Source organism: Burkholderia vietnamiensis LMG 10929 (genome assembly GCF_000959445.1).
Classification (GTDB): Bacteria; Pseudomonadota; Gammaproteobacteria; order Burkholderiales; family Burkholderiaceae; genus Burkholderia; species Burkholderia vietnamiensis.
The window spans coordinates 1002060-1027990 of record NZ_CP009632.1; the positions used below are offsets into that span (position 1 = coordinate 1002060).

General features: G+C 68.2%; 23 protein-coding genes. 9 read left to right on the plus strand and 14 right to left on the minus strand.

Annotation, left to right across the window (positions count from 1 at the left end):
* Nucleotides 1-70 precede the first annotated feature (70 nt).
* Together xylB and xylA are read right to left on the minus strand one after the other, a co-directional pair.
* Nucleotides 71-1549 carry a xylulokinase gene (gene xylB / locus AK36_RS29245; RefSeq protein WP_011880505.1) on the minus strand — a complete coding sequence of 493 codons (1479 nt, stop codon included), beginning with the start codon at nt 1547-1549 and terminating at the stop codon, nt 71-73.
* A 4-nt stretch (nt 1550-1553) separates the two neighbouring features.
* Complete coding sequence (xylA, locus tag AK36_RS29250) at nt 1554-2876, minus strand: xylose isomerase (protein ID WP_011880506.1); 1323 nt, start codon at nt 2874-2876, stop codon at nt 1554-1556.
* Nucleotides 2877-3139: 263 nt separating this feature from the next.
* On the opposite strand from xylA, the gene AK36_RS29255 reads away from it, so the two are divergent.
* Together AK36_RS29255 and AK36_RS29260 are read left to right on the plus strand one after the other, a co-directional pair.
* On the plus strand, nt 3140-4333 hold the full coding sequence (locus tag AK36_RS29255; RefSeq protein WP_011880507.1) for a XylR family transcriptional regulator: 1194 nt from the start codon (nt 3140-3142) through the stop codon (nt 4331-4333).
* 25 nt (nt 4334-4358) lie between these two features.
* Nucleotides 4359-5447: an aldose epimerase family protein gene (locus AK36_RS29260; RefSeq protein WP_011880508.1), complete on the plus strand. Its 1089-nt coding sequence runs from the start codon at nt 4359-4361 to the stop codon at nt 5445-5447.
* 213 nt (nt 5448-5660) lie between these two features.
* On the opposite strand, the gene AK36_RS29265 is transcribed toward AK36_RS29260, so the two are convergent.
* The 3 genes from AK36_RS29265 to AK36_RS29275 all read right to left on the minus strand — a co-directional run bounded on the left by AK36_RS29265 (nt 5661) and on the right by AK36_RS29275 (nt 9070).
* Complete coding sequence (locus tag AK36_RS29265; protein WP_045579830.1) at nt 5661-7211, minus strand: MFS transporter; 1551 nt, start codon at nt 7209-7211, stop codon at nt 5661-5663.
* Nucleotides 7212-7325: 114 nt separating this feature from the next.
* The gene (locus AK36_RS29270; RefSeq protein ID WP_011880510.1) at nt 7326-7700 is read right to left on the minus strand and encodes a nuclear transport factor 2 family protein; all 375 of its coding nucleotides are present in this window, start codon (nt 7698-7700) and stop codon (nt 7326-7328) included.
* Nucleotides 7701-8350: 650 nt separating this feature from the next.
* Nucleotides 8351-9070 (minus strand): autoinducer binding domain-containing protein, encoded by a 720-nt coding sequence (locus AK36_RS29275; RefSeq protein WP_011880511.1) that lies wholly within the window; start codon nt 9068-9070, stop codon nt 8351-8353.
* Between the two features lie 353 nt (nt 9071-9423).
* On the opposite strand from AK36_RS29275, the gene frmR reads away from it, so the two are divergent.
* Complete coding sequence (gene frmR, locus AK36_RS29280; protein WP_011880512.1) at nt 9424-9699, plus strand: formaldehyde-responsive transcriptional repressor FrmR; 276 nt, start codon at nt 9424-9426, stop codon at nt 9697-9699.
* A gap of 55 nt (nt 9700-9754) precedes the next feature.
* The gene (locus AK36_RS29285) at nt 9755-10864 is read left to right on the plus strand and encodes an S-(hydroxymethyl)glutathione dehydrogenase/class III alcohol dehydrogenase (RefSeq protein ID WP_011880513.1); all 1110 of its coding nucleotides are present in this window, start codon (nt 9755-9757) and stop codon (nt 10862-10864) included.
* Nucleotides 10865-11041: 177 nt separating this feature from the next.
* Here AK36_RS29285 and AK36_RS29290 read toward each other — a convergent pair whose 3' ends face one another.
* Both AK36_RS29290 and AK36_RS29295 read right to left on the minus strand, forming a co-directional pair.
* Nucleotides 11042-12235, minus strand: a complete 1194-nt coding sequence (locus AK36_RS29290; protein WP_045579831.1) for an NnrS family protein — start codon at nt 12233-12235, stop codon at nt 11042-11044.
* Nucleotides 12236-12406: 171 nt separating this feature from the next.
* The gene (locus AK36_RS29295; protein ID WP_014726166.1) at nt 12407-13432 is read right to left on the minus strand and encodes an AraC family transcriptional regulator; all 1026 of its coding nucleotides are present in this window, start codon (nt 13430-13432) and stop codon (nt 12407-12409) included.
* Between the two features lie 353 nt (nt 13433-13785).
* On the opposite strand from AK36_RS29295, the gene AK36_RS29300 reads away from it, so the two are divergent.
* The 5 genes from AK36_RS29300 to AK36_RS29320 all read left to right on the plus strand — a co-directional run bounded on the left by AK36_RS29300 (nt 13786) and on the right by AK36_RS29320 (nt 18700).
* Complete coding sequence (locus AK36_RS29300; protein ID WP_045579832.1) at nt 13786-15015, plus strand: dienelactone hydrolase family protein; 1230 nt, start codon at nt 13786-13788, stop codon at nt 15013-15015.
* Nucleotides 15016-15080: 65 nt separating this feature from the next.
* A complete protein-coding gene (locus AK36_RS29305) occupies nt 15081-15869 on the plus strand; it encodes an SDR family oxidoreductase (RefSeq protein WP_045579833.1) in 789 nt (262 codons plus the stop codon).
* Nucleotides 15870-15932: 63 nt separating this feature from the next.
* A complete protein-coding gene (locus AK36_RS29310) occupies nt 15933-17180 on the plus strand; it encodes a styrene monooxygenase/indole monooxygenase family protein (protein ID WP_045579997.1) in 1248 nt (415 codons plus the stop codon).
* Complete coding sequence (locus AK36_RS29315) at nt 17177-17707, plus strand: flavin reductase family protein (RefSeq protein WP_011880519.1); 531 nt, start codon at nt 17177-17179, stop codon at nt 17705-17707. The genes AK36_RS29310 and AK36_RS29315 overlap by 4 nt, the downstream gene beginning before the upstream one ends.
* Before the next feature lie 33 nt (nt 17708-17740).
* On the plus strand, nt 17741-18700 hold the full coding sequence (locus AK36_RS29320; protein ID WP_045579834.1) for a SphA family protein: 960 nt from the start codon (nt 17741-17743) through the stop codon (nt 18698-18700).
* Between the two features lie 316 nt (nt 18701-19016).
* Here AK36_RS29320 and AK36_RS29325 read toward each other — a convergent pair whose 3' ends face one another.
* Genes AK36_RS29325 through AK36_RS29355 form a run of 7 tightly spaced genes read right to left on the minus strand, consistent with a single transcriptional unit; the run spans nt 19017 to nt 25908 of the window.
* On the minus strand, nt 19017-20000 hold the full coding sequence (locus AK36_RS29325) for a type II secretion system F family protein (RefSeq protein WP_045579835.1): 984 nt from the start codon (nt 19998-20000) through the stop codon (nt 19017-19019).
* Nucleotides 20001-20038: 38 nt separating this feature from the next.
* Entirely contained in the window at nt 20039-21016 is a 978-nt protein-coding gene (locus AK36_RS29330) for a type II secretion system F family protein (RefSeq protein WP_045579836.1), read from the minus strand.
* 17 nt (nt 21017-21033) lie between these two features.
* Entirely contained in the window at nt 21034-22401 is a 1368-nt protein-coding gene (locus tag AK36_RS29335) for a TadA family conjugal transfer-associated ATPase (RefSeq protein ID WP_045579837.1), read from the minus strand.
* Nucleotides 22402-22420: 19 nt separating this feature from the next.
* Nucleotides 22421-23629 (minus strand): CpaE/TadZ family protein, encoded by a 1209-nt coding sequence (locus AK36_RS29340; RefSeq protein WP_011880524.1) that lies wholly within the window; start codon nt 23627-23629, stop codon nt 22421-22423.
* Nucleotides 23630-23649: 20 nt separating this feature from the next.
* Nucleotides 23650-24093 (minus strand): TadE/TadG family type IV pilus assembly protein, encoded by a 444-nt coding sequence (locus tag AK36_RS29345; RefSeq protein ID WP_011880525.1) that lies wholly within the window; start codon nt 24091-24093, stop codon nt 23650-23652.
* A complete protein-coding gene (locus AK36_RS29350; RefSeq protein WP_174479799.1) occupies nt 24090-24593 on the minus strand; it encodes a TadE/TadG family type IV pilus assembly protein in 504 nt (167 codons plus the stop codon). Before AK36_RS29350 ends, AK36_RS29345 begins: the two co-directional genes overlap by 4 nt.
* A gap of 43 nt (nt 24594-24636) precedes the next feature.
* On the minus strand, nt 24637-25908 hold the full coding sequence (locus AK36_RS29355) for a TadE/TadG family type IV pilus assembly protein (protein ID WP_045579839.1): 1272 nt from the start codon (nt 25906-25908) through the stop codon (nt 24637-24639).
* Nucleotides 25909-25931 lie beyond the last annotated feature (23 nt).

Sequence of the window (25931 nt, forward strand, 5' to 3'; positions counted from 1 at the left end):
ATGGAACCACCTTACGAACGCCGGGCGGCCGTCGGAACGGGCCGCCCGCATCGAGTCGTCGCCGGGCGCATCATGCGCCCGTCGCGAACACCGGTTCGAGCGCGCGGTACAGCGCGCGAAACGTCGGCCGCCGCACGTCGCGATACCACGCGTGCCGCTCGCGATCCGGCTCGCGCACCGCGACCACCGGCGGCTGCGGGCACACGTCGTCGAGCGACGCGGCGGGTTCGCACGCAAGCTGTGCGAGGCGCGCGGCGCCGAGTGCCGGGCCGACCTCGCCGCCCTCGCGCAGCGTCAGCGCGCGGCCGCTCAGGTCGGCGAGCATCTGGGTCCAGTACGCGCTGCGCGAGCCGCCGCCGATCACCGTGATGTGCTCGGGCGCGAGACCTGCCGCATGCAGCGCGTCGATGCCGTCGAGCAGCGCGAAGCCGACGCCTTCGAGCGTCGCATTGGCCAGATCGGCGCGCCGCGTGTCGGGCGTGAGCCCATAGAACACGCCCTTCGCGTTCACGTCGTTGTGCGGCGTGCGTTCGCCGCTCAGATACGGCAGGAACCACGGGCGCGCGTCGCGCGCGTTCGCTTCCGCGTCGGCGAGCAGCGCCGCCACGCCTTCGTAGCCGGTCAGTTGGGCGGTGAAGTCGATGCAGCCGGCCGCGTTCAGCATCACCGACATCAGATGCCACGTGTCGGGCAACGCGTGACAGAAGCTGTGCACGGCCGATTCCGGGTTCGCGCGAAAGCCGTCCGACACCGCGAAGTACACGCCCGACGTGCCGAGCGACAGCAGCGCATCGCCGGGCCGCACGATGCCGACGCCGACCGCGCCGGCCGCGTTGTCGCCGCCGCCCGCCACCACCGGGATCTCACGCAGCCCGAGCGTGCGGGCCACCGCCGGCAGCAGCGTGCCGGTCACGCGATTGCCTTCGAACACCGTCGGCATCTGGGCGCGCGACAGTCCGCACGCGGCGAGCAGCGTGTCGTCGTAGTCGCGCTTCGCGACGTCGAGCCACAGCGTCCCCGCCGCATCCGACGCATCGGTCGCGAACGCGCCCGTCAGCCGGTAGCGCAGATAATCCTTCGGCAGCAGCACGTGGGCGATGCGCGCGAACACGTCCGGTTCGTGACGGCGCACCCACAGCAGCTTGGGCGCGGTGAAGCCCGGCATCGCGATGTTGCCGGCCACCGCGCGCAGCGTCGGCGCGGCGCGTTCGAGTTCCGCGCATTCCGCGTCGGCGCGGCCGTCGTTCCAGAGGATCGCCGGGCGCAGCACGTCGCCGTGCGCGTCGAGCAGCGTCGCGCCGTGCATCTGGCCGGTCAGCCCGAGCGCGACGATGTCGCGCGCGTCGATGCCGGCCGCGCGCGCGTGGGCGACGAGCGCCGCGAGCGCGCCGCATGCGGCGTCCCACCAGTCGCCCGGCGCCTGTTCGGACCAGCGCGGATGCGGCCGGCTCACCGTCAGCGCGTGGCTGGCGGAGGCGCGCACCGCGCCGTCGCGGTCGAGCAGCACCGCCTTCACGCCCGACGTGCCGAGATCGAGTCCGATGTACATGGCGTCAGCGCAGCGCGTAGATCGCCTGGTTCACGATGTTCTCCAGCCGCTCCTGCGCGCCGCTCACGTGCTGCGGGTTCACGCCGCGCGCGAGCGCGTCGTCGGCGAGCGACTGCAGCGTGTAGCCGCCCGACAGGATCTTGCGGCCGAACGCGTCGTCCCACTGCGCGTAGCGCTGCCGGCGCAGCGCGTCGAGCCGGTCGTTCTCGACCAGCACCGCCGCGCGCTCGAGCGCGAGCGCGAGCACGTCGATCGCGCCGACGTGGCCGTAGAACAGGTCTTCCGCCGCGACGCTCTGGCGCCGCACCTTCGCGTCGAAGTTCATCCCGCCGGTCGTGAAGCCGCCGTGCCGCAGGATCTCGTAGAACGCGAGCGTCAGCTCCTCGACGCTGTTCGGGAACTGGTCGGTGTCCCAACCGTTCTGCGGATCGCCGCGGTTCGCGTCGACGCTGCCGAACACGCCGAGCGCGAACGCATTCGCGATCTCGTGATGGAACGAATGGCCGGCGAGCGTAGCATGGTTCGCCTCGATGTTCACGCGGATCTCGTCCTGCAGGCCGTACTGCACGAGGAAGCCGTGCACCGTGGCGACGTCGTAGTCGTACTGGTGCTTGGTCGGCTCCTGCGGCTTCGGCTCGATCAGCAGCGCGCCGTTGAAGCCGATCCGGTGCTTGTGCTCGACCACCATCGACAGGAACCGCGCGAACTGGTCGCGCTCGCGCTTCAGATCGGTATTGAGCAGCGTCTCGTAGCCTTCGCGGCCGCCCCACAGCACGTAGTTCTCGCCGCCGAGCCGGTGCGTCGCGTCGAGCGCGTGGCGCACCTGCGTCGCCGCCCATGCGAACACGTCGGGGTTCGGGTTGGTCGCCGCGCCGGCCGCGAAGCGCGGATGCGAGAACAGGTTCGCCGTGCCCCACAGCAGCCGCACGCCGCTCGCCTGCTGGCGCTCGCCGAGATAGTCGACCATCCGCGCGAAATTCGCTGTGTACTCGCGCAGGTTGTCGCCTTCCGGCGCGACGTCGGTGTCGTGGAACGTGTAGAACGGCGTGCCGAGCTTCGAGAAGAATTCGAACGCGGCGTCGGCCTTCATCCGCGCGCGCTCGAGCGGGTCGCCCGGCTGCTGCCAGGGCCGCACGAAGGTGCCCTGCCCGAACATGTCGTGGCCCGGCCAGACGAACGTGTGCCAGTAGCACACCGCGATGCGCAGATGCTCGGCGAGCGTCTTGCCGAGCACGCGCTTGGCGGGGTCGTAGTGGTGATAGGCGAGCGGGTTGTCCGACTGCGGACCTTCGTAGCGAATCGCGGGAATGTGTTCGAAATACGACATGGCGTCTCCATCCGGGGTCGTGTTGCAGCGCAGCGCGCCGGGGTGGCGCGCGCAGCCGAATTCGATCTGGCTGGATCGTGCCCGCGCGCCTGCCGGCCGGCAATTGCGAAATTGCGCAGCACGCTTAACGTTTCTTGCCAGCCGCGCACGCGCGGCGCGCGTTCCGTCCTACAATCGCCGGACACCAGACGAACGCGCGCCGCCCGCGGCGCGCCCCGGAGACAACGGCGCGGCGCCCCGGCGGCGCCCGCCCCGACACCGACATGACCCGCGCCCCTTCCGCCCAGACACCGCACCGCATCGCGCTGCTGTTCAACGCGAACAAGGTCTACGACCGCGAGATCATCAGCGGCATCGGCCAGTATCTGCACACGACGCGCGTCGTGTGGGACCTGTTCCTCGAAGACGACTTTCGCTGCCGGCTGGCCGGCATCGAGCGCTTCGACGGCGACGGGATCATCGCGGATTTCGACGATCCGGCCGTGGCCGATGCGCTCGCCGGCTCGCCGCTGCCGGTCGTCGCGCTCGGTTCGTCGTACGAGGACCCGGCGCAGTACCCGCAAGATGTCCCATATATTGCGACCGACAATCCGAAGCTCGTGTCGCTCGCCTATACGCACCTGATCGGCGCGGGGCTCGCGCACTTCGCGATGTACAGCCTGCCGGCCGCGCAGGAGAACCGCTGGGCGCAGCAGCGCGAACTCGCGTTCGACCGCCTCGCGCGCGCAGACGGCCTCGATGCGCCGATCTACCGCGGCGTGTCGACGAGCGCATCGGGCTGGGATCACGCGATCGAGCAGCTGATCGGCTGGCTGCGCGAGCTGCCGAAGCCGGTCGGGATCATCGCGGTGACCGATGCGCGCGCGCGGCATCTGCTGCAGGCGTGCCTGATCGCCGGCATCGCGGTGCCCGAGCAGGTCGCGATCATCGGCATCGACAACGATCCGCTCACGCGCACGCTGACGCGCATTCCGCTGTCGTCGGTGATCCAGGGCACCGAGGAAATGGGCCGCACCGCGGCGCACCTGCTGCACCGGATGCTGCGCGGCGCGCGGTTTCCCGGGCAGCGCATCCTCGTGCCGCCGGTCGGCATCAACGTGCTCGAATCGACGCGCCATCAGCCGCTCGCGAGCCCGCACGTGATGCGCGCGCGGCACTTCATCCGCCAGTACGCGTGCCAGGGGATCAAGACCGAGCAGGTCGCCGACTATGTCGGCGTGTCGCGCTCGCTGCTCGAAGAGCATTTCCGGCGCGAGCTGCAGCGCACCGTGCATCAGGAGATCCTGCGTCACAAGCTCGAGGCCGCGCAGGCGCTGCTCGCGGCGCGCGATGCGCCGAGCGCGGAAGTCGCGATCCGCTGCGGCTTCACGTCGTTGCAATACATGTATGCGGTGTTCCGCCGCGAACTCGGCTGCACGCCGCGCGAATACCAGGAGCGCGCGGCGGCCGCCCACTGAATTCACCGCCACCAGCGAACCACTCATGCGTATCGATACCGACACTTCTCACCCGGCGACCGACGTCGGCCGCATTCCGTCCGAGCCGTGGGGCACGCTGCCCGGCGGCGACCCGGTGCGGCGCTATACGCTGCGCAATGCGCACGGCGTGCGCGTCGTCGTCAGCGATCTCGGCGCGACCGTCGTGTCGTGGCTCGCGCCGGATCGCACCGGGCGCTTCGCCGACATCGTGCTCGCGCACGACACGCCGGCCGAGTATCTCGACGCGGGCGCGTACCTCGGCGCGACGGTCGGCCGCTGGGCCAACCGGATCGCCGCCGGGCGCTTCACGCTCGACGGCATCGACTATCCGCTCGACCGCAACGAGAACGGCAACCTGCTGCATGGCGGCGCGAGCGGCTTTCATCGTGCGCGCTGGGACGTGATCGACGACCGCGGCGGGCTGACGCTGCGGCTCGAGTCGCCGGAAGGCGATGCGGGGTTTCCCGGCAACGTGCGCGTGCAGGTCCGTTACACGCTCGACGACGACGGCACGCTGACGATCGACTACACGGGCGTGACCGATGCGCCGACGCCGCTGAACCTGACGAATCACAGCTACTTCAACCTGAGCGGACGCGCGGGCGGCGACGTGCGCGGACATCTGCTGCAGATCGACGCCGATGCGTTCGTCGAAGTGGACGACGCGCTGATCCCGACCGGCACGGCCGACGTGACGGGCAGCGCGTTCGATTTCCGCCAGAGCGCGCCGATCGGCGCGCGCCTCGACTGGCCGCATGCGCAGCTCGCGCGCGGGCGCGGGTTCGATCACTGCTACGTGTTGCGCGAACCGGGGGGCGGCGTGCGCACGGTTGCGTCGATCTACGATCCGGAGAGCGGGCGCGAGCTCGCCGTGTCGACCGACCAACGCGGGCTGCAGCTTTATACGGGCAACTATCTGCAGGGCTTGCGCGTGAGCGGCGGTGTGGTGTGCGCGCCGCATGCGGCGCTGTGCGTCGAGGCCGGGTACTTTCCGGATCAGGTCAATATGGATGGGTTGCGCGAAGAGACGATTCTGCGGCCGGGGCAGGTTTATCGGCAGACGACGCGGTATCGGGTGGGGGTGCGGGGGTAGTGGGCGCGTGCATGCCGCGGTTCGCCGGCGGCGCGCGTGATAGCGTCGTGCTGCGGTGCTCGGGGTGAGTTGCGGTCGAATTCGGCTTCGGTTCGTGCGCGGATCGTCTGCGCGGCCGCGATGCGTGATGTGGGGCGCAGGTGGCGTGCCGTTGGGATATAGCTGAGCTGACACACGTATCCCCCGCCGCTGTCAGCGCTGCGACGGCTCCACTCAGCGCTCGGGAATCTCGATCGCATGCGTCGCTCCGGACATCGATCTGGATGGTTGCTTTTTCAACAGCATGATGCTGAGCCCGACACCGACCAGGGTCAGTAGCGCGTTCCCGGTCATCAGCTTGCCGAGCGCCGAGTAGTAGGCAGCATGCGCAATCTGCGTCGCGGCCGCGAACGTCGGCGCATCGTTCTGCAATACAGATTCGGCAATATTGCGGCTGCCGTTCGCGGCCATGAACAGTGCAGCGCGTGCCGGTTCGGCGAGCGGCAGTGCCGCATGCGCGAGACGGGCGACCACCTCCGCGTGGCTCACGCGATCCAGCACGAGCCCCGCGACGCTCACGCCGAACATCGAGCCCACCATCACGAGCGTAAAGAACAAGCCGATCGCCGTACCGGCATCTTTCGCAGGCACCTGGGTGGTGACGCCGTTGATGGTCGCGGTCGTCAGCATGCCGTTGGACACACCGAAGCAGAACAACCCAACGACGAAGATCGCACTCGACGTAGCGGGCCCGAGCACGCAGAACGCCGCGCAACTGACGAACAGCAGCGACATCGATACGAGCGTAGGAATGCGGAAGCCAACGCGATCGATCACTTTGCCGGCCAGCGGCGCGATGAACGCGACCGCGATCGTCATGCACAGCAGCCACATGCCGGATTTCAGCTTCGAGTAGTCGAGTACGTTCTGCATGAACAGCGGCAGCACGAACAGAAAGCTGGCCATCGTGTAATTGAAGATCATCCGGATCAGGATGACCGTGAGATAGCCGCGGCTCGTCAACAACGTCACGTTGATCAGCGGAGCCGGCTTGCGCAGGCTGCGTCGCACGAATATCGCCGCCGACAGCAGCCCGGCCACGGCGATCGCGGCGAGTGTGGCGGTCGCGGCCGTGCTCAGCATGTTCGATACATAGATCAGGCAACCGAGGGCGAACAGGTAGAACGGCACGCCCGCGACGTCTAGCGCCAGCGGGCGACGCGCTCCGGCTGCGTCGTCAGACACGAAAATCCAGGTCAGTACGATCGAAAGCAAGCCGAGCGGGACGTTCAGCAGGAAGATCCAGCGCCACCCGAGATATTGCAGGATGAAGCCACCGGTCGGCGGTCCGAGCGCCATGCCGACCCCGGTGATGGTGACCGCAACGCCGGTCGCGAAGCCCTTCTGGTCCGGCGGAAACGCATTCGCGATGAGCACGAGCGCAAGACCCAGCGTGGCGGCGAAACCCGCGCCCTGGACGAACCGCGCGACGATGATCTCCGTGACCGTGCTCGACCACGCGCCGAGATACAGCGACGACACCATGAAAAGCACCGCGCCGAACATGAACACGCGCTTTCGGCCCACGCTGTCGGCCATCTTGCCGAACAGGCAGAAGAACGCCGCAGCCGCGGTCAGATAGCTGACGATGATGAGCTGAATCTGCTGCATCGACGCACCGAACTCGGTCGAGAACGCCGGCAAGGCCAGATTCACGATCGTCATGTCGAGATTGGCGAGCAGCAGGCAGATGCCGATCGAAAATAGAACGATCCATTTCTTCATTGAATTGCCTCGTTATGGCTGCGCTGATCGCTCACTGGAACATGTGCATCTGTCGTCGCGATGAACCAGGGCCGTGCCGAGCGACGCCGCTCGGCACGGCCGCCGGCCACGCCGTCATGCGAGTTGCCGCTCCAGCGTCTGCAGATCGAAATAGTCCTTGAAGAGCGTCAACTTGCCGTTTGCGTCGAACTCCAGAATCACCACCATCGGCAACCGAATCTCCTTGCCGCCCAGCACGATATGGCTCGTGCGCTCGACGATCGCGGTGCTGCCCTGTGCGATCAAGCGCTGCTGCTCCCAGCGATAGGTGCTTGCCTTGCCGAAGAAGTCGGTGATCTTCTCGACGACGGCATGCCTGCCGACATGCGCGCCGAGCGGTACGTCCTCGAGGCGCACGTCGTCGGCGAGCAACGCCGACATCGACTCGATATCGCGCGCCTCGAACGCGCGGACGACTTGCTCGGCGAGGGTTTTCGTATCGTGACTCATGGGTTTTCACCTGTTCGTTGGGTTGGTGGAACGACGATCGACCCGGTGTTCGGGGCGAGCCGGCCTGATGCGCCGTTGCTGGACGGGCCGTGCGGCATTCGGGGCGCGTCTTCGACGGATAGACGACGGCCGAGCGATTCCTACGACAAGATGGATTCGTCGTCGCGGTCGCGATGGAGCTCTTGCGTGACCGCATTGCACACATCGCCGTGCGGCCTCACGACGGCGTTGCCGTTTTCGTTTTCCGCGTAGTGGTCTTCTCACGCTGCGATGCCGATCGAGGTCTCATCTTATCGACGGCCGCGGCCCGATCAAGTGTGAAAATTCACAGTCGCCGGCGCGTGAAAATTTCCAGGAAAACTGCTAGTGAGCGCGTCATGCGCCGAACCACGCCGGTGCGCGTGTCGCTGCCGGCGCATCGCGACGGCATGGCAACCGACCGGTGCCGGACCAAGCCAATCAGGGCGCGGGCCTCCCGCCGATCGCCGCCGCCAGCGCCGCGTGCGATACGACCTCCGCCATCGAGCAGCCTCAAGACGGCGTCGCACGCACGTTGCTATGCTCGCACCGCCCGACGCGGACGCGCCGGCAGTCCACCGACGGCTGCCGTCGCGCAGGAATCGGCGTTTGCTGCCAGTGCCAAGCCGGGACTAATCGCGAACCGGAATCAGCCCGAGCATCGCCGCCTTGACCGTTGCGTGAGTCTTGTTGGTGGCGTCGAGCTTGTCCATCGCATTCTGGATATGGAAACCGACGTTGCGTTCGGTCAATTGAAGAATCGCCGCGACTTCGGCGGCCGTCTTGCCCTCCGCCGTCCAGTGCAGCACTTCCTTCTCGCGGAGCGACAACCGCATTGCGCCGCTCGGCATCACGTCCGAAACGATCAGGTTGCTCATCGTCGCGTGCACGAACTGGCAAAGCCAGATCATCTCCGGCTCCGTGCGCCGCAACTCTTCCGGCGAGATGGGCGGCCCGCCGCGCACGAGGCTGAAGGTGCCCATCGCGCCGCGATGATCGCGGAGCGTCTGCGACCAGCCGTGGCGCAGGCCGAAGTCCGCTGCGTCGCGCCAGAACGCGTCATGGCCGGCCAGCGGCCCCGGCCAGGGCATTGGCCGGGTGCAGGCTTGTCCGTAATGGAGAACCGGATCGGCATGCTGATACCGCTTTTGCGCGTAATGGGCGCGCCATGCTTGCGGAAAATTGTTCCATTCCATGCTGGCGGGCCGCGTAATCGGTATCGTGACCCGCAGCACATATGCGTGGTATTCGAACCCCAGCGCGCGAACGGCCGGCGCGAGGCCATCGAATGCGTCGGATGCGGTTTCCGCCTGCTCCATGCTCGCCAGCAGCGATTCTCGCCATTGACTCATCTACGGCCCCTTCGATCGCTCGGTTATTCAATATAGTGTTCCCGACCCGTGAATCGCGCCGGTCACCATATCCGAACTCCGGAACCGAATCAATTGGCCGCGTTTCACAAAAAAATGGCGAACGCGACGTGGCCGCGCGACCGGCCGCGACACCGGCAGCCCGGAACTGCCGAACGTCCTGCGGTCGCACACCCCCGAGCAGGAGCCGCCGGTAACGCTGCCATTGCCGCTCCCATCCCGATCGCGACGGACCTCCCTTCCCTGCCGCCCAGTCATCCCCCCGGCAACACCCCCGTATACCTCCCCCCGACATTCCTCTATACTGCCCCCCAGTATCCGGAGCCCACGATCCCATGCCGCATTCCCCCGAAGAAAAGAAGCGCGTCCTGACCCGCGTGCGCCGCGTGCGCGGGCAACTGAACGCGCTCGAGCAAGCGCTGGAAGACGGCGCGGACTGTGGCCCGATACTCCAGCAACTGGCTGCGATTCGCGGCGCGATCAACGGCGTGATGGCCGGCGTGCTCGAAAGCCATTTGCGCGAGGAATTCACCCAGCTCGCGGACGCGACGCGCCCCGCTTCCGGGTCGATCGACGATATCGTGACGCTCGTCCGGTCGTATTTGCGCTGACCGATACGGGATCGTCGACGTGCCGATTCATTCGATGATTACTTAAAGGATTCCCATGAAATCACGTGCCGCAGTTGCATTCGAGGCGGGCAAGCCGCTGCAGATCGTCGAGCTCGACGTCGAGCCGCCCCGCAAGGGCGAGGTGCTCGTCAAGATCACGCACACCGGCGTATGCCACACCGATGCGTTCACGTTGTCGGGCGACGATCCGGAAGGCCTGTTCCCCGCCGTGCTGGGCCATGAGGGCGCCGGCATCGTGGTCGAAGTCGGCGAAGGCGTGACGAGCGTCAAGACGGGCGACCACGTCATTCCGCTGTACACCGCCGAATGCGGCGAGTGCCTGTTCTGCAAGAGCGGCAAGACCAACCTGTGCGTGTCGGTGCGCGCGACGCAGGGCAAGGGCGTGATGCCGGACGGCACCACCCGCTTCAGCTACAACGGTCAGCCGGTCTATCACTACATGGGCTGCTCGACCTTCAGCGAATACACGGTCGTCGCCGAAGTGTCGCTCGCCAAGATCAGCCCCGACGCCAACCCGGAGCAGGTCTGCCTGCTCGGCTGCGGCGTCACGACCGGCCTCGGCGCGGTGAAGAACACCGCCAAGGTGCAGGAAGGCGACACCGTCGCCGTGTTCGGCCTCGGCGGCATCGGCCTCGCGGTGATCCAGGGCGCCAAGCTCGCGAAGGCCGGCCGCATCATCGCGGTCGACACGAACCCCGGCAAGTTCGACCTCGCGCGCGTGTTCGGCGCGACCGACTGCGTGAACCCGACCGATTACGACAAGCCCATTCAGCAGGTGATCGTCGAGATGACCGGCTGGGGCGTCGACCACAGCTTCGAGTGCATCGGCAACGTCAACGTGATGCGCGCGGCGCTCGAATGCGCGCACCGCGGCTGGGGCCAGTCCGTCATCATCGGCGTCGCGGGTGCCGGCCAGGAAATCTCGACGCGCCCGTTCCAGCTCGTCACCGGCCGCCGCTGGCTCGGCACCGCGTTCGGCGGCGTCAAGGGCCGCTCCGAACTGCCGGGCATGGTCGAGGACGCAATGGCCGGCAAGATCCAGCTCGCACCGTTCGTCACGCACACGAAGCCGCTCACCGGCATCAACGAAGCGTTCGACCTGATGCACGAAGGCAAGTCGATCCGCACCGTCGTGCATTTCTGATCCCCATCCGACCGGCCGGCCACGCAGCCGGTCGCGCCGCATGACGACGCCGGCAAACCGCGAGGTTTAGCCGGCGTCGTGCATTCTGCGGGTGCGTCACGATCGCGCCGGCCGCGGCCTGCTGCGCCGGGAATGCGGCGGCGCTTCACACATACGCGCGGTCCGGTCGCACGCCCGTCAATCCCTGCGACCATCCGCGCGCGGCGACATCAGGATCGGCGCGTAATGCACGGCATACGCGGCGAATGCCACGATCCAGCAAGCAGCGGACGCATCGAGCCACACGACGTAGCCCACCCCAGGCACGAGTGGCCCGAACACGCGGAGCACCGCCGCGACGATCACCAGCCAGTAACACAGCTGCTCCCACGGGCCGGCGACGAGCATGCGCCCCGTGTGGCCGAGCGCGGTGCGCGTGATCATCGCGACGATCGCGCCGCCGATCGCCCCGACCGTCAACGCATGCACGGCGAGCGAGTGCGCGACCACGCCGGCGACCGACAACGCGAGCAGCACGAAGCCGATCGGAATCCACAGACACGACACGTGCAGAATCCACACGATCGGCCGCTTGCCGACGCGCCACGAGCGCCACCCGACGATGCGCCACGCATGCAGCACCGCAGTCGCGAGCGCGGCGGCGATCTGCAATGCGCCGGGTACGCCGAGCGCATCAGCGAACAGCGTGAGCGCGACCGCCGGCCCCGCGAGCGTATCGACGAGCCGGAAGCGGCGCATCGTGAAGCCGGGGATCGCGTTCATCGTGAACATCGGCACGATGCGGCCCGTGATCACCGCGACGAAGAACACGACGAGCCCCGTCGCCGCGTAGGCGGCGCGCAGCGCGAGATCCGCGCGGCCGGTCGTCACGGCCACATGGAACAGCACGTTGAGCGCACCGAACAGCAGCAGCGCGACCGGCAGGAACACGTTGTGCCGGTTCTTCGCGGCCAGCAGCACGCGCAGCAGCACGGCGGCGGTCACGGGCAGGAACAGCGCATCGACGATCGCCGCGGGCACGGCCGGCCCCGACCAGACGAGCACGCGTCCGGCGAGCCAGAGCAGCCACAGGGCTCCGAGCGCGGGGCCGCGCAGCGTCTCGCGCGACGTCCACGCGCGCGTGGCGGTCAGCAGAAAGCCCACGACGATCGCGGCGACGAAGCCGAAGATCATCTCGTGCACATGCCACATGAGGCCGGTCATCGCGCCCGCGCGCCCCGCGGCCGGCACACCGTGCCAAGCCGCGAGCCACACCGCGACGGCGATGCTCGCGAACCCTGCGCCGGTCAGATAGAAAGGCCGCAGCCCGAGTTGCAGCAGCGGCGGCGTGGCGGGCGCGGATGGCGCCTGCATGGGCTCGCTGATCTTCATGTGCGCTCCGTCGATCGAGGATGACGTCGTTCATCCTAGACCTCCGACGCACGCGACGACGGGTGCCCCTACGCGGCGCGGTGGCATCGTCCGCGTTCGTGACCTGCGTCAAGCTCGCGCTTCACGCATGTGCCAGACTTTCGCAACCGCGCGTGTGTTGTCATCGCCCCGTCAGCATCGCGCGCGTCGCATCCGCAGCGTGGCCGACGGCGATTCCCCGAACGCCCGCTTGTATTCGATCGCGAACCGCCCGAGGTGCGCGAAGCCCCATTTGAGCGCGATGTCCGTCACCGACGCGAGCCCCGGCGTCGCGTCGTCGAGCAATTCGTCGCGCACGCGCTGCAGCCGCAACTGGCGCAGATACGCCATCGGCGTGCTGCCGTGGCGGTTGCGAAACCCGGCGAACAGCGTGCTCGGGCTCACGCCCGCCAATTCGGCCAGGCGCTCGATCGTCAACGGCTCGTCGAGATGCGCGCGGATGTACTCCTCGACGCGCCGCACGTAGAACGGCGCGAGCGGCGCCGGCGCCGGACGTGCGCCGTTGCGTATGCTGTTCGGATGGCCGTACAGCAGCAGGTTCAGCAGCGTCGACTCCAACTGCTCGAACGCGAGCGGATGGCGCAACGGATGCCCGTCGGTTGCGATCGCGTCGGCCAGCATCGGCAGCATCTGGGCGAGGCACGCGCCCTGCGGCGACGCGAGGCTGAACTCCGGCTCGAACTCCACCGGCGCGCGGCGCTCGTCGCCGAAATGGCGCCGCGCATGCCGCTCCATCACCTCGCGCTCGACGCGCAGGATCACCTGCGGACACGCGTCGCCCCACTGCATCCGGACCGGCAGCGTCGGCGACAGCAGCGACGCGGTGTCGGGCGACGACACGAAGCGCGCCGCGCCGCACTCGATCTCGGCATCCCCGCGCAACGGTATCTGCAGCAGATAGAAGTGTTCGAGCGGCCCCGGCTCGATCGCCACCTGCCCGCCGTAGTCGAGCAGGTTCAGCGACAGGTTGCCCCAGCGCGCGTGATGCATGCAGCCGTGCAGCGCGTGCGCGGCGCCGGTCGGCGTGAGCCGATGCGGCTTGAACACGTCGGCCACGCGCGCGCGCACCTCGTCGACGTCGTTCGACTGCAGCAACAGCGTGTCGCGATTGAAACAGGCGGCCTCGCCCAGCCAGCCCGTTCCCGTAAATTGCCCCATCGAAGTTCTCCCGTCGTGCCCGATCGCACTTGCGCAGTGCACGTGTTCCCGATTCCTGGGAAGCCCGTCGCACGATCCGGATAGCACCCGGACTATCCGGACAGTCCGCGCCGTCGCGCGCGCAAGCCCCACGCCCATCACGCAAGAAGCGGACCGTTCGCGCATCGTAGAAAACTGCGCGGGTCTTCCGCATCCGCACATACCCGCAGTGCGCCGCGCGCCGGCCGCGGCGCCGCATGGCGCGCCGCAGGTTTCCGGAATCCGCGGATACCGGCCGAAGAAAGCGGATAGAAGTGCCAATTTCGTCCACCAATACTGGGTCCATCCAAGCAACGCACCGAAGGGAGGGACGCATGAAAGGACGACACATCGAGGTTCCGTCGCCGCACGGCGGCACGTTTCGCGCGTATCTGAGCACGCCGGCGGCCGGCAAGGGGCCCGGTATCGTGTTGTGCCACGAAATCTTCGGCGCGAACGCGACGATGCGCGAGGTGGCCGACTATTACGCCGAAGAAGGCTATACGGTGCTCGTGCCCGATTTGTTCTGGCGTCAGGCGCCGGGCATCGAGCTCGGTTACACCGCGCCGGACTTCGAGCGCGCGATGGCGCTGTACCGCGACTACGACGAAAACGACGGCGTCGACGACGTCGCCGCCGCGCTGGCCGCGCTGACCAGCCGGCCGGAGTGCACGGGCAAGGCCGGCGTGCTCGGCTTCTGCCTGGGCGGCAAGCTCGCCTATCTGGCCGCGTGCCGGCTGCCGGACGTGGCGGCCGCGGTCAGCTATTACGGCGTCGGGATCGAGCACGCGCTCGACGAGGCGGCCGGCGTGCGCGGCCGGCTCGTGCTGCAGATCGCCGCGCAGGACCGCTTCTGCCCGCCGGACGCGCAGGCGCGCATCGTCGCAGCGCTGAGCGGCCGCGATGGCGTCGAGGTGTACGTGTATCCCGGCGTCGACCATGCGTTCGCGCGCAGCGGCGGCGATCACTTCGACAAGGCGGCCGCCGTGATGGCGCATCAGCGCGCGATCGCCGCGTTCCGTGCGGCGCTCGGCCCGCACTACGATCTGTCCGCACTGTGGGAAGAACACCTGCGCCACGAATTCGACACGCGCAACGTCGACGCGACGATGGCCACGATGGTCGCGCAACCGTACGTGAACCATATCCCGACGCTGACCGGCGGCGTCGGCCACGACGAGCTCAAGCGCTTCTACACGCATCACTTCGTGCATGCGAACCCGCCCGACACGACGATCACGCCGATCTCGCGCACGATCGGCGCGAGCCAGATCGTCGACGAACTGCTGTTCTGCTTCACCCACACCACCGAGATCGACTGGATGCTGCCCGGCGTCGCGCCGACCGGCAAACGCGTCGAGATTCCGCTCGTCGCGATCGTCAAGTTCCGCGGCGACAAGCTGTATCACGAGCACATCTACTGGGACCAGGCGAGCGTGCTCGTGCAGATCGGCTTGCTGGACGCGGCCGGGCTGCCGGTCGCCGGCGTCGAAACGGCGCGCAAGCTGCTCGACGAAACGGTGCCGTCGAACCGACTGATGCAGCGCTGGCGCGACAGCGCGTAAGCGCCCGAGCGACGGCCCGCAGCGCGAGCGCGTCGCCTTCACTCAATCATTCCAGGAGACACCCCATGACAGCTCTGGCAGGCAAAGTCGCGATCGTCACCGGCGGCGCCACGCTGATCGGCGCGGCGGTCGCGCAGGATCTGGTGCGCGCCGGCGCGTGCGTCGCGATCGTCGACCTCGACGTGCAGAACGGCGCGCGCGTCGCCGACACGCTCGGCGAGCACGCGATGTTCATCGCCGCAGACATCACCGACGATCGTGCGATCGAGCACGCGGTGGCGGCCGTCGTCGAGCGCTTCGGCGCGATCGATCTGCTGATCAACCTCGCATGCAGCTACGTCGACGACGGCATCCGCGCGACGCGCCGCGACTGGCTCGCGGCGATGGACGTCAACGTCGTATCGGCGGCGATGCTGGTCAAGGCCGTGCATCCGCACCTGGTGCGACGCGGCGGCGGCGCGATCGTCAACTTCAGCTCGATCTCGGCGCAATGCGCGCAGACGGGCCGCTGGCTCTACCCGACCTCGAAGGCCGCGATGCGCCAGCTCACCCGCAGCATGGCGATGGATCTCGCGGCGGACCGGATCCGCGTGAACTCGGTGTCGCCGGGCTGGACCTGGTCGCGCGTGATGGACGAGATGACGCACGGCGACCGCGCGAAGACGGACCGCGTGGCCGCGCCGTTTCATCTGCTCGGGCGCGTCGGCGACCCGTCGGAAGTCGCGCAGGTCGTCACGTTCCTGTGCAGCGACGCGGCGAGCTTCGTCACCGGCGCCGACTACGCGGTGGACGGCGGCTATTCCGCGATGGGCCCCGAGCAGGCCGTGCCGGCGATCCCGCAGCTCGCGCAATAGCGGCAAGCCGATTCGCCGCGCCGCATCACGACCCGATTGATTCGTCATACCAAGGATTTCATCATGAAGCGCATCGCCATCGTCGGTGCCGGCCAGTCCGGCCTTCAACTCGCTTTCACGCTGCTCGACCACGGCTATCACGTCACGCTCGCGACCAACCGCGACGCGCAGCAGATCCGCTCCGGCAAGGTGATGTCGAGCCAATGCATGTTCCACACCGCGCTGCAGCTGGAGCGCGATGCCGGCCTGAACCACTGGGAAGAAGCGTGCCCGTCCATCGAGGGGATCGGCGTCGCGGTGCCGCATCCCGACGGCGGCGGCCGCAAGGCGATCGACTGGTCGTCGCGCCTGACCCGCTACGCGCAGTCGGTCGACCAGCGCGTGAAGATGGCCGACTGGCTCGACGCAGTCCGCGACCGCGGCGCCGACGTGCGCATCTGCGACGTCGGCATAGCGGAGCTCGAAGCGCTCGCGAGCAGCCACGATCTCGTGCTGCTCGCGGCCGGCAAGGGCGACATCGTCAACCTGCTGGGCCGCGACGACGCGCGCAGCGCGTTCGAGCGCCCGCAACGCGCGCTCGCGCTGACCTACGTGAAGGGCATGACGCCGAGCCAGCCGTATGCGCGCGTGCGCTTCAACCTGCTGCCCGGCATCGGCGAATACTTCGTGTTTCCGGCGCTGACCACGACCGGCCCGTGCGAGATCATGGTGTTCGAGGGCATTCCGGGCGGCCCGCTCGACTGCTGGGCCGACGTGAAAACGCCCGAACAGCACCTCGACCGCAGCCTGTCGTTCCTGCAACGCTACGTGCCGTGGGAATTCGAGCGCTGCCGCGACGTCGAGCTGACCGATCCGAACGGCACGCTCGCCGGGCGCTTCACGCCGACCGTGCGCAAGCCGTTGTTGCGGCTGCCGTCGGGCCGCACCGTGTTCGGCATGGCCGACGCGGTGGTCGTGAACGACCCGATCACCGGGCAGGGCTCGAACAACGCGGCGAAATGCGCGAAGGTTTACGGCGACGCGATCCTCACGCGCGAGGCCGCGCCGTTCGACGAAGGCTGGATGCACGACACGTTCGAACGCTACTGGGCCTACGCGCAGCACGTCGTGCGCTGGACCAACTCGCTGCTCACGCCGCCGCCGCCGCACGTGCTCGAACTGCTCGGCGCGGCCGGCCAGTATCCGACGCTGGCCGCGACGCTCGTCGACGGCTTCGACGACCCGCGCCGCTTCGCGCCGTGGTGGTTCGAGCCGGCCGCGTGCGCCGCGATGATCCGCGAACACGCGGCACGTTCGGAGCAAGCGCGATGAACGCCAGCGCTTCCTCCCCTCTCGCCGCCGTCGATCCGCTGCAACTGCGCGCCGCGTTCGGGCATTTTCCGACCGGCGTCACCGTGATCACCACGCGCGCCGCCGACGGCCGCAAGGTCGGGCTTACCGCCAATTCGTTCTCGTCGCTGTCGCTCGATCCGCCGCTGCTGCTGTGGAGCCTGCGCAAGGTGGCGCCGAGCCGGCCGGATTTCGTTGCGGCCACGCACTTCGCGATCAATATCCTCGCGCACGACCAGCTCGAGCTGTCGCGCCGCTTCGCGACGCCGCGCGCCGACAAGTTCGACGGCGTGCCGCACGACGACGCCGAAGCCGGCGGCGTGCCGTGCCTGCACGGATCGAGCGCGCGCTTCGTGTGCCGCAACGTCGGCCATTACGAAGGCGGCGACCACCTGTTGTTCATCGGCCGGATCGAAGCGTTCGACGCGTTCGGCAAGGCGCCGCTGGTCTTCCATGCCGGCGAATATCGCGCGCTCTGCGCGCACCCGGATCTCGCACGCGCCGTTTGACCGGCTCTACTCATAACGCAACAGGAGGTGGTGATGAGGAATTGCGGCTCTCGCCTGCTCGCGATCGCGGGCATCGTGGTCGCCGGCCTGGCCGTCCACGCGCCGGCCCAGGCGGCCGACCTGCCGTCGGTCAACCTGGGGATGACGAGCTTCGTCGACGGGCTGCCGCCGGCCGGCTCCGGCTGGTACGGCACGCAGTACCTCGAGTACTACACGGCCGGCCGCGTCAACGACAACGCGGGCAACAAGGTCGGGCTGCCGAAGCAGGACATCGACCTGTTCGCGGGGCTGAGCCAGCTCGTCTACCAGGCGCCGCTGACGTTCGGCGGCATGCATCCGGGGCTCGACGTGATCCTGCCGTGGGTCGGCTCGGTCCATACCGACGACGGCATCGGCAACGTCGCGCTGAACGCGCGTGCGGGCTTCGGCGATCTGTTGATCGGCCCGTTCGTGCAGTTCGACCCGGTGATGGGCGCGCACGGACCGCGCTTCGCGCAGCGGGTGGAATTCCAGTTCATCGCGCCGACCGGCGCGTACGACCGCACGCGCGCGATCAATCCGGGCAGTCATTTCTGGTCGTTCGATCCGTACTGGGCCGCCACCTTCTGGATCACGCCGAAGTGGACCGTGTCGTGGCGGCTGCATTACTTGTGGAATGCAACCAATCACGCGCCGGCCGCCTCGCTCGGGCCGGACGTGACGTCGACGCAGGCCGGTCAGGCCGTGCATGCGAACTTCGCGACCGACTACGAGGTGCGCCCCGGATTGCGGCTCGGGCTGAACGGCTACTGGCTGCGTCAGACCACCGACATGAAGGCGAACGGGCAGGACGTGGCGGGCACGCGGGAAGCGGTGTTCGCGATCGGACCGGGCGCGATGTACAGCTTCTCGCCGCAGGACCACGTGATGTTCAACGCCTACTTCGAGACCTATGCGCGCAACCGCCCGCAGGGCACGCGGATGGTGCTACGGTACGTGCATCACTTTCAGTGACGGGTGACGGGTGACGGGTGACGGACGGCATCGGGCCGTGCAACGCGATCGCGGCTCGCGCGCGCCGCATCGCGCGTGGCTCGCACGCGCGCCGTGCGTTCCAATGGCCGTAGGGGGCCACCCGCGCGGGCGGTGGACTACGGCCACGTCCAGGGTCGACCATGGGTCCGGGTTGCGTTGACGCCGCTATGATCGGCCTGTCTCGCGACGCCGCCCGGGGGACGACGAGCCTCCCATGAAGACGGTTGCCGTGCCGGCTCGCGATGCCGCGCAGCCGGCGCGCCGATCCACGGCGCGGCCGGCCGCGCCGCGCCGCTTACTGGCCGATGGTCGCGAAGCTCGGCAGCAGCACGCGGTACACATGAATCATCGCCGGCCCGAGCAGCACGCCCATCAGCGCGGGGAAGATGCAGAAGATCAGCGGGAACAGCAGCTTCAGCGCGATGCGCGCGGCGCGCTCCTCGGCGCGCATGCGCCGCCGCGTGCGCAGCATGTCCGACAGCACGCGCAGCGATTCGGCGACGCTCGTGCCGAACCGGTCGGCCTGGATCAGCATCGCGCAAAACGACTCGATGTCTTCCACGCCGGTGCGCAGCGCGAGGTTGCGCAATGCCGTGTCCTTGGTGAAGCCCGAGCGCATTTCGAGCAGCAGCAGGTCGAGTTCGCCCGAGACCACTTCGCTGCGAAAGCGCAGCTCCTCGCTGACCCGCATCAACGCCGCATCGAGCCCGAGCCCGGCCTCGACGCAAACCGTCAGCAGGTCGAGCGCGTCGGGGAAATCCTCGAAGATCGTCCGCTGACGCTTGGTGATGCGGCGCGACAGGACGAAGTTCGGCAGGTAGTAGCCGATGCCGGCCAGCGCGACGAGGATGAACGACAGCAGCATGCGCTGATCGGCGAGCCGCGTCGTGGCGAGCGCGAGCAGCGCGGCGCCCGGCAAGGCCAGCGCCAGCACCGTCTTCGCGGTGAAGTAGAGCCCGGCCGCGCTCGGGTCGCGCCATCCGGCATTCATCAACCGCACCCGCAGCGGCGAGTTCTCCCAGCCGTCCTGCGGCACCGACAGCTTGGAGATCGGTTGCGACAGCTCGACGAGCCGCGCGATCCAGCGCGGGCCGGGCGCGCCGGCGTCGTCCGCTCCGGCGCCGGCCGCGCCGACCGCCACGCTCGCGCCGCTGGCCTGCTGAAGCCGGCGCTGCAGGTTGCGCGGCGCGAACAGCAGCATCGCGACCAGCACGCCGCCCGCGACGAACAGGAACAAGCCGGCGAGCATCACGGTATGTACTACGCTCAGGTTTTGCATGACAGCCTCGAATCGGTTCGTGAAGCCTGAGACACGCGTCAGACGCGAATCCGGATGATCCGGCGGATCCACAGCAGGCCGAACGCCATCGACGTCAGCATCGCGCCGACCATCTTGACGCCCGCCGGGTCCTGCCAGAGCACCGACAGAAACTCGCGGTTCAGCACGGCCATCATCCCGGCGGTGCCGAACGGCAGCAGGCCGAGAATCCACGCCGACAGCCGCCCTTCCGCCGACAGCACGCGGACTTTGTCGAACAGCTTGAAGCGCTCGCGCACCAGCGCCGCGATGCTGTCGAGCAGCTCGGCGAGATTGCCGCCGGTCTCGCGCTGGATCAGCACCGCGATCACGAAGTAGCGCAGGTCGTTCGCCGGCACGCGCGTCGCGAGATTCACCAGCGCATCGTGCAGCGACACGCCGTAGTTGATCTCGTCGAAGGTGATGCGAAACTCGCCGCTCATCGGCTCCGGAAACTCCTCGCCGACCATCCCGAGCGCGCTCGTGAACGAGTGGCCCGAGCGCAGCGCGCGCGCGATCATGTCGCACACGTCCGGTAGTTGCCGCTCGAGCTTGAGCATGCGGCGGCGGCGATGCCGCGTCACGTACAGCGTCGGGATGCAGCCGGCGAACAGCGCGACCGGCAGCACCGCGACGAGCGGCAGCGGCGTGACGCTCAGCACCAGCGCGGTGGCCGCGCACAACGCACCGCTCAGCACGACCAGCTTGGCGACCGTCCAGTCGAGGCCGGACTGCTGCAGCACCAGATCGAGCGACTGTACGCGCGGCACGCGCAGCAGCAGCCGGTCGAACGGCTTCGAGTCGTCGAGCATGCGCTTCTTCAGGATCGACATCCGCTCCTGCTGCACGCTGCCGCCGGCCGACATCGCGCGCAAGCGCGATTCGATCCGGCGTGCGGCATTGCCGTGCCGCGCGTTCCACCATTGATAGACGCCCTCGATCGCGAGCACGACCGCGACGAAGGTGAGAATCACAAAACCGTAAAAGATCGAGTCCATGAGGCCTCCGGCCGTCGTCAGTTCGTCTCGTAGTGCCGCGTCGGGTCGTACAGCGCGTCCGGCAGGTTGATGCCGAACGACTGCAGCCGCTCCGCGAACTTGGGCCGCACGCCGGTCGCGCAGAAGTAGCCGCGCACCGACCCGTCGCCGTTCATGCCGGTCCGCTTGAACGTGAAGATTTCCTGCATGTTGATGATGTCGCCCTCCATCCCGGTCAGCTCCTGGATGCTGACGATCTTGCGCTTGCCGTCGGTGAGCCGCGACGCCTGCACGACCACCGTGATCGCCGATGCGATCTGCTGGCGCATCGTCTTCGGCGGCAGCGACAGCCCGGCGATGCTGATCATGTTCTCGAGCCGCGTGAGCGCGTCGCGCGGCGTGTTCGCGTGGATCGTCGCGAGCGAGCCTTCGTGGCCGGTGTTCATCGCGTTGAGCATGTCGAGCGCTTCCGCGCCGCGCACTTCGCCGAGGATGATGCGGTCCGGCCGCATCCGCAGCGCGTTGCGCACCAGCGTGCGCTGCGTGATCTCGCCCTTGCCCTCGATGTTCGGCGGCCGCGTCTCGAGCCGCAGCACGTGCGGCTGCTGCAGCTGCAGCTCGGCCGCGTCCTCGATCGTCACGATCCGTTCCGTGCGCGGAATGAAACCCGACAGGATGTTGAGCAGCGTCGTCTTGCCGCTGCCGGTGCCGCCCGACACGAGCACGTTCACCTTCGCCTTCGCGAGCGCCTCGAGCAGCTCGGCCATCGGCTCCGTGAGGCTCTGGAAGCGCAGGAGGTCGTCGATCTTCAACGGGTCGACCGCGAAGCGCCGGATCGACAGCAGCGGCCCGTCGATCGCCGACGGCGGAATGATCGCGTTCACGCGCGAGCCGTCCGGCAGCCGCGCGTCGACCATCGGGCTCGATTCGTCGATGCGGCGCCCGACGCGCGACACGATCTTCTCGATCACCTTCATCAGGTGCGCGTCGTCGTAGAACGTCACGTCGGTCAGCTCCAGACGGCCGCCGCGCTCGACGTAGACCTGCCGGTACGTGTTCACGAGGATGTCGGACACGCCGGGGTCGCGCAGCAGCGCCTCGAGCGGGCCGAAGCCGAACATCTCGTCGTACACGTCGATCGCGAGCTGGCGGCGCTCGATGTCGTTCGCCGGCATGCGCCCCTCGTCGAGGATGCGCGAGATCAGCGCCGAGATCTCGTGGCGGACCTGCTCCTGCGGCAGCCGCGACAGCCGCTCCAGCTCGACGCGCTCGAGCACCGCCAGATGAATCTCGCGGCGCAGCTTCTGATACGCGTCGCGTACCGACGGATGGCCCGATCCGGCCGACTCCGCGCCCGTTGCCGGCGCCTGGGTCCGATACAACGACATCTGTTCGCGCAATGACATGATGGTTTCCCCGAAAGATTCACATGGACTTGAGCTTCGGCGTGGCCTTGCGGCCGAACAGCCGGGACATCAACGGTTCGCTGCTGGCCGCGTCGGGCTGGGTGCGCACGTCGCCTTCGACGATCTGCTTCGCGCACGCGTGCACCGCGCGCGCGACGCCGGCGGTGCGCGCCAGGCGCGACACCGGATACCCCTGGTCGATCGCTTCGCGCACGGTGTCGGCGTCATCCGGAATCGTGGTGCTCGCGTGCAGCCCGAGCACTTCCTCGAGCGCGGTGCGGGTGCGCTCGCCCGTGCGCGTCATCCGGTTCACCACGAGCCGCAGCTGGTCGCTCGAGTAGCCGAGCGACACGAGGATTTCCAGCATCCGGCGCCCCGCGCGCACATGCGGCATCGCGGGCTGCAGCACGAGCTGGATCTGGTCGCTGCGGTCCAGCGCGACCATCGACAGCGCGCTGATGCTCACGCCGATGTCGAAGATCACGAAGTCGTAGCGCGGCGCCGCCACGCCGAGAATCCACTCGAGCGCGTCCTCGCGCATCTCCGCGGCCTTGACCGGGTCGCCCGCGCCCGCGAGCACGTGGAAGGTCGGCGTCACGTGCGCGAGGCTCGCATCGAGGAAGGCGCCGTCGATCCGTTCGATCTGCGCGCACAGCTGCGGCAGCGTCGACGGCGGCGTCTCGTCGCTGACGAGGAACGCGGCATCGGCATACTGCTGGTTCAGGTCGATCAGCAACACGCGCCGCTTGAACTGCTCGCTGATCTCGTAGGCGACGTTGCTCGCGACGAAGCTCGTGCCCGCGCCGCCCTTGCATGACGTGAAAGAGATGATCCGCGTATCGTCGCCGTCGCGCCGCGTGCTCTGCGCGGCCGCGCGTTCGAGCGCACGGGCGAGCGCGGCCGTGTCGATCGGCCACTGCAGCACGTCGCGCGCGCCAGCGCGCATGGCGTCCAGCAGCATCTGCGGCGATGCGTCGGCGCTCACCAGGATGCCGGTCAGGCCCGGATGCTGCCGGCAGATGCGTTCGAGCGCCGCCAGCTCAGCCGCATCGATCTGCCCGCTGTCGATCAGCAGGATGTCGAACGAGTCGAGCCCGTCGGTGCGATGCTCGATTTGCGACGGACGGCCGGCCGCGCGCGTCACGCGGTAGCGGCCGGCGTCGCTGACGAGACGCGCGATCCGCATGAGCCGGGCCGTGTCGTCGGAAGCTACGAGGATATTGATCATGACTGTGCCTCGTCGTGCAATTATTGACAGGCTGATCCGCCGGTCGAGGAATTCAGGCTTTCGCGCGTGAGCGTCGTCGTGAAAGGCGGCATAGTGAGCGCGACGTTGACGAACGGGACCATCGTCTTGACGGTGAGGTTCGTGATGCTCAGCGTCACGAACGAGCAGCTGCTCACGTCGCAGCCCGACGGCGTGTAGGTCACCGCGACGTTCGCATCGGCCAGGATCGGCAGCATCGACTTCACGCGCTTGACGATGCCGGCGGCGTTCACGTCGCACACGATCGCCGTGCGCGCGCCGAGCCGCATCGCCTCGGTGGCCGTGTTCCAGTAGAACAGCACCCGGCCGAATTCGAAGATGCCCAACAGCAGCATGACGAGAATCGACGAGATCAACGCGAACTCGACGATGGTCGCGCCGCGTTGGCCGCGGCGGCGCGACAGCGGAACATGGCGTGCGTTCATGACACTTGCCTCATCACGGTGACGATGTTGCCGAACGTGATCGACGACAGCCCCGGGTAGGCTGGGATCGGCTGGTACGTGTAGCCCTTCACCTTCACTTCGACGACGTTGATGCTGCCGGTCGCGGTGCCGCTCGGCGCGTTGTTGCTCGAGTCGTAGGTCGGCAGGTTCGCGAACTGCGGCGGATCCGACGCATCGGCGCAGTCGGGCGTGTGCGCGGCGTCGCAGACGATCACCATCGACGTGGTGAGCCCCGGCACCAGCTCGGTGCCGGCCGCGCCGCACGTCGTGTTTCCGTAGACGACGAGGCACTGCGCCGCGGCAAGCGGATAGGCGGCGTCGCTCGGCAGATAGACTGACAGGTAGCGCGCGGCGTTGCGGGTCGCCTTGGTGATCGTCTCGTACTGGTAGATCGCGCGGCCGAACTCGGCCACGCCGGTCGCGAGCACGATCAGCGGGATCAGCACCAGCGCGAACTCCACGGCGGCCACGCCGCGCATGCGCGAACGGTGCATCGGAAGCCTTTTCATGATCGCGTCTCCTCTATTGAACGAGCATCGGCACCTTGACGCCCGCCGAGCTGCCGATGCCCGGCAGCCCGTGCGTCGCGCAAGGCGTCGAGCCCGATGCGGTCGAGCCGAGATATTCGAGGTGCGCGACCACGCCGCCCGCGCCCGGGCTGAACGGCAACGGATCGAGCATCAGCACGCAGTCCCACTGCGTGACGTGCAGCTTGCTGCTGCTGCCCGACAGCGTCGAGCAGTCGCCCTCCGGCGCCAGCGCGAGCCGGCGATCGCCGCCGTACGTCTGATAGTTGCTCGCGGTGGCCGTCCCGTTGGTCGCGATGCCGCTGCCGGCCGGCGGCGCGCCGTCGCCCTGGTAGGACTTGAAGCTGGCGCGATCGAGCACGAACTGTGTGTACGCATCGCCGACGATGCCCGGCGTGCCGGGCGGCCCGTATTTCGGCCCGACGTACGCATAGCCGGTGAAGTCAGGTTGGCCGCTCGAGCCGTTCGCGCCGTTCGTATAGATGCCGAAGCGGGTGTTCCAGGCGCGCAGCGACGCGGACTTCAAGCCGGTCGAGCCGAGATCGGGCGGCGACGTGATGTTGCAGGTGTTGCCCGACAGCTCGCTCGCGATGGTCGTCTCGTTGGTCGAGCCATCGAGCGCGGCCCAGCCGAAGTTGCCCGGCCCGTAGGTCGACGACGACCCGGACGGCGACGAGATCCAGTCGCCGACCTTGTACGGCGCCGCCGACGAGGCGCGGCACACGAACACCGGAATCGCACAGGTCGTCTGCCCGGCGGCGACGGTCGCGATCGCGCTCGCCGATACCTGCGTCGCGTTCGCGACCTGTACGCCGGGCATCGCGTTCAGCACGCCGACGAACCAGTTCGCGATGCCGCTCAACGTGGCCGTGCATTTCACGTACTTGACGTTGGCCGGCGTCGAAACCGCCGTCTTCGTCAGGAACGGATTCGTCAGCGCATCGCTGAACGTGACGTTCGAATCGGTCAGCATCTGCACCGCGCTCTTCTGAAAGAACGCGAAGTTGACGTGACCGGCGGCGATGCCGTCCGCCTCCGCGACGGACAGGCTGATCGCCGAAGTCAGGTCGCGCGCGGCGGACAGCGCGCATGCATCGGCGCTGTTCTGCAGTTCGCTGCGCGTGACGTACAGCTTGCCGAGGTCCAGCGCGAGACCGACGAATCCGATCATCACCGCCAGTGCGAGACCGACGACGATCGCGACGGCACCGCGCTGTCGATGCAAACTGCGGCGCGTGAGTTTCGGATGACGAGCTGCGCTGGACATGGCGTTCTCCCTGAGCTTGCCTG

Coding starts and splice junctions, on each gene's coding strand:
- AK36_RS29295 (WP_014726166.1), bottom strand. CDS start 13,432: ATGGGGCAATTTACGGGAACGGGCTGGCTGGGCGAGGCCGCCTGTTTC.
- AK36_RS29330 (WP_045579836.1), bottom strand. CDS start 21,016: ATGGACTCGATCTTTTACGGTTTTGTGATTCTCACCTTCGTCGCGGTC.
- AK36_RS29340 (WP_011880524.1), bottom strand. CDS start 23,629: ATGATCAATATCCTCGTAGCTTCCGACGACACGGCCCGGCTCATGCGG.
- AK36_RS29310 (WP_045579997.1), top strand. CDS start 15,933: ATGAAGCGCATCGCCATCGTCGGTGCCGGCCAGTCCGGCCTTCAACTC.
- AK36_RS29315 (WP_011880519.1), top strand. CDS start 17,177: ATGAACGCCAGCGCTTCCTCCCCTCTCGCCGCCGTCGATCCGCTGCAA.
- xylA (WP_011880506.1), bottom strand. CDS start 2,876: ATGTCGTATTTCGAACACATTCCCGCGATTCGCTACGAAGGTCCGCAG.
- AK36_RS29300 (WP_045579832.1), top strand. CDS start 13,786: ATGAAAGGACGACACATCGAGGTTCCGTCGCCGCACGGCGGCACGTTT.
- AK36_RS29270 (WP_011880510.1), bottom strand. CDS start 7,700: ATGAGTCACGATACGAAAACCCTCGCCGAGCAAGTCGTCCGCGCGTTC.
- AK36_RS29290 (WP_045579831.1), bottom strand. CDS start 12,235: ATGAAGATCAGCGAGCCCATGCAGGCGCCATCCGCGCCCGCCACGCCG.
- xylB (WP_011880505.1), bottom strand. CDS start 1,549: ATGTACATCGGACTCGATCTCGGCACGTCGGGCGTGAAGGCGGTGCTG.
- AK36_RS29265 (WP_045579830.1), bottom strand. CDS start 7,211: ATGAAGAAATGGATCGTTCTATTTTCGATCGGCATCTGCCTGCTGCTC.
- AK36_RS29285 (WP_011880513.1), top strand. CDS start 9,755: ATGAAATCACGTGCCGCAGTTGCATTCGAGGCGGGCAAGCCGCTGCAG.
- AK36_RS29320 (WP_045579834.1), top strand. CDS start 17,741: ATGAGGAATTGCGGCTCTCGCCTGCTCGCGATCGCGGGCATCGTGGTC.
- frmR (WP_011880512.1), top strand. CDS start 9,424: ATGCCGCATTCCCCCGAAGAAAAGAAGCGCGTCCTGACCCGCGTGCGC.
- AK36_RS29275 (WP_011880511.1), bottom strand. CDS start 9,070: ATGAGTCAATGGCGAGAATCGCTGCTGGCGAGCATGGAGCAGGCGGAA.
- AK36_RS29350 (WP_174479799.1), bottom strand. CDS start 24,593: ATGCGCGGCGTGGCCGCCGTGGAGTTCGCGCTGGTGCTGATCCCGCTG.
- AK36_RS29345 (WP_011880525.1), bottom strand. CDS start 24,093: ATGAACGCACGCCATGTTCCGCTGTCGCGCCGCCGCGGCCAACGCGGC.
- AK36_RS29260 (WP_011880508.1), top strand. CDS start 4,359: ATGCGTATCGATACCGACACTTCTCACCCGGCGACCGACGTCGGCCGC.
- AK36_RS29305 (WP_045579833.1), top strand. CDS start 15,081: ATGACAGCTCTGGCAGGCAAAGTCGCGATCGTCACCGGCGGCGCCACG.
- AK36_RS29355 (WP_045579839.1), bottom strand. CDS start 25,908: ATGTCCAGCGCAGCTCGTCATCCGAAACTCACGCGCCGCAGTTTGCAT.
- AK36_RS29335 (WP_045579837.1), bottom strand. CDS start 22,401: ATGTCATTGCGCGAACAGATGTCGTTGTATCGGACCCAGGCGCCGGCA.
- AK36_RS29325 (WP_045579835.1), bottom strand. CDS start 20,000: ATGCAAAACCTGAGCGTAGTACATACCGTGATGCTCGCCGGCTTGTTC.
- AK36_RS29255 (WP_011880507.1), top strand. CDS start 3,140: ATGACCCGCGCCCCTTCCGCCCAGACACCGCACCGCATCGCGCTGCTG.